The following is a 1,865-nucleotide window of genomic DNA, read 5'->3' on the forward strand; positions in this document are numbered from 1 at the left end:
CCGCCGACACTACTGCAAGCCCGACTTTTTCAACACAATCGCCCAATTCAGGGCCTTTGCTCACGTCGGCCGAGCTCCTAAAAGCGGTCGTTAGATAAAAAGGCGAGAGCGATGCTTGGCAAGATAGTTGGCGTTACTTTGATTATGGCCGCGTCGCTTCCGAGCAGCGCACAGGTCCTACCTGCTCCGTCATTACCGGGCCAAGGTAGGCTAAGCGAGGAACTCGTTCGGTCAATCGAAACAAAAGACACAGCCGCTTATGCGGCGCTTTTATCTGACGACGTGCATGTATTTCAGGACGGCAAGGAGGTAGCTCACAGCAAGACAGACTGGATCAACACATTTGGGAAAAAGCTGTCCGCTGACGGTGTTGCCTTCAAAATGTCTCCCGGCTTTTCGTCTACGGGACGGCTCCTTTTTATCGAGTACTTTAATTCAGCTGGGAGCTGGGGCGGCAACGTTCCAGCGCATTGCTGTTGGTCCTATGACGCGGTTGCCTATGATCTCGCTGGCGGAAAGGTTACTGCAATACGGCGTCTTCGCGGAGGCGAGACCAAGCTAGATGAGCGCGGCTCGCCCGCAAAATAACGTCCGCTAATTCATGCTGCGCTCCTGTAAGCGGCCGGACGGCTAACCACCAAACCCGGACATTCGTGCTTACCGCGCGGCGAGGCACCGACGACAAATAGCGCGATCAGAACGCCGCCAGAAAGCGTGAGCGTTTACACCCATGCTACCGCGGCGGCCGACGGTTGACGCCAATCTTGCTGTAGATGCTGGCGACATGGTTGCGCATGGTGTTCCCAGAAAGTGCCAGGCGTTGCGCGATAGCCTTGTCATCCAGCCCCTCGCTGATCAACGCCAACACCTCACGCTCCCGCGGCGTCAGCCTTCACCTCTTTCCTAAGCCCGCTGTGCGGGTTCTTCAGGTGGCAAGCTTGTCCATGATCGAACGGCTGAACCAGCTCGCATCCGTCATCACCGCTTAGATCGCGGCAACAAGCTCTAGTTCGCTGCTGCGGCGGGCTGATATGTCCTAGCTTGCGTGCTTTGCTCATTCCAGTATCAGGCGTCCGCTCAACAACGTGATATTCAAAGCTGCGGCTGCGGCCACCCAATTTCGGCCATTCGCCGCCCGCCCAAAAGGGCGTAAAAATCAGACGTTCGTTCATATGCCAACAGGCCGGGTCGAATTGTAGTGCCCGTACAATCAGAATGTCACCACCACACTGACGGTATCCTGATAGCTTCCGGCCGCCGGAGTGACCTGCGCCTGATTGATCCTGGCGACATAGGGATAGGTCCTGACCGGCGTCAGGCTGCCTGTTCCGGGACTCGCGCCGGTAAGCGGGTTGGCTTCGTTCCAGACGGTGACGCCATCCGCATGATAGATCTGATACTGCAACGTCGCGCCCGCGCCACTCGTCATCTGCCGCCACGCCGCACCGGTACCAGCACCGCCGGGTGTGAAGCCGATCCGGTAGACGGCGTCACGAGTGCAATCGATCTGGACGGCCGAGGTCACCGGGCCGAACTGCGTGACGAGCGCCGCACTGCCGAAGGACAGGTCGGGCGCGGTGATCTTGCAGTCGTTGCCGACCACCAGCGTCACCTGAAGCGTTACGACGACCTTGCCACTGTCATAGCCCGTACAGACGACACCGAGCACGTTCACCCCGTTGCAGACGCTATAGTCCCATTGCACCGTCAGTGTGTCGCTATACGTGCCGGCAGGGATATTGGGAGACGCGGTCAATCGCGCGAACAACGGCGTGGTGAAACTGCTTCCACCGCCCTGCAGCGCCAGCAGGCTGCCGCTCATATAGTTGACGGTCGACCCTTGCGTGAACGGCGTGGTGCCGCTG

The 1,865-nt window shown here is 58.9% G+C and carries 4 protein-coding genes; 1 reads left to right on the forward strand and 3 read right to left on the reverse strand.

Annotation, left to right across the window (positions count from 1 at the left end; translation table 11 throughout):
* Window positions 1–111 precede the first annotated feature (111 nt).
* Window positions 112–588, forward strand: coding sequence for a hypothetical protein (locus tag IFS44_RS21540; protein ID WP_192100174.1), 477 nt, complete (start codon window positions 112–114; stop codon window positions 586–588).
* A 145-nt stretch (window positions 589–733) separates the two neighbouring features.
* Here IFS44_RS21540 and IFS44_RS22535 read toward each other — a convergent pair whose 3' ends face one another.
* The 3 genes from IFS44_RS22535 to IFS44_RS21555 form a co-directional block, all read right to left on the reverse strand.
* Window positions 734–868 carry a LuxR C-terminal-related transcriptional regulator gene (locus IFS44_RS22535; RefSeq protein WP_235516378.1) on the reverse strand — a complete coding sequence of 45 codons (135 nt, stop codon included), beginning with the start codon at window positions 866–868 and terminating at the stop codon, window positions 734–736.
* Between the two features lies 1 nt (window position 869).
* The gene (locus tag IFS44_RS21550) at window positions 870–1,172 is read right to left on the reverse strand and encodes a hypothetical protein (RefSeq protein WP_192100178.1); all 303 of its coding nucleotides are present in this window, start codon (window positions 1,170–1,172) and stop codon (window positions 870–872) included.
* Window positions 1,173–1,210: 38 nt separating this feature from the next.
* A partial coding sequence (locus IFS44_RS21555) for a Csu type fimbrial protein (RefSeq protein WP_192100176.1) occupies window positions 1,211–1,865 on the reverse strand: 655 nt, incomplete at its 5' end.

The organism is Sphingomonas sp. CFBP 13706 (genome assembly GCF_014842355.1).
Lineage (GTDB): Bacteria > Pseudomonadota > Alphaproteobacteria > Sphingomonadales > Sphingomonadaceae > Sphingomonas > Sphingomonas aerolata.

Bases quoted from the DNA above. Each gene is read 5' to 3' on its own strand.
- IFS44_RS21540 (WP_192100174.1), top strand. From the start codon at position 112: ATGCTTGGCAAGATAGTTGGCGTTACTTTGATTATGGCCGCGTCGCTT.
- IFS44_RS21550 (WP_192100178.1), bottom strand. From the start codon at position 1,172: ATGAACGAACGTCTGATTTTTACGCCCTTTTGGGCGGGCGGCGAATGG.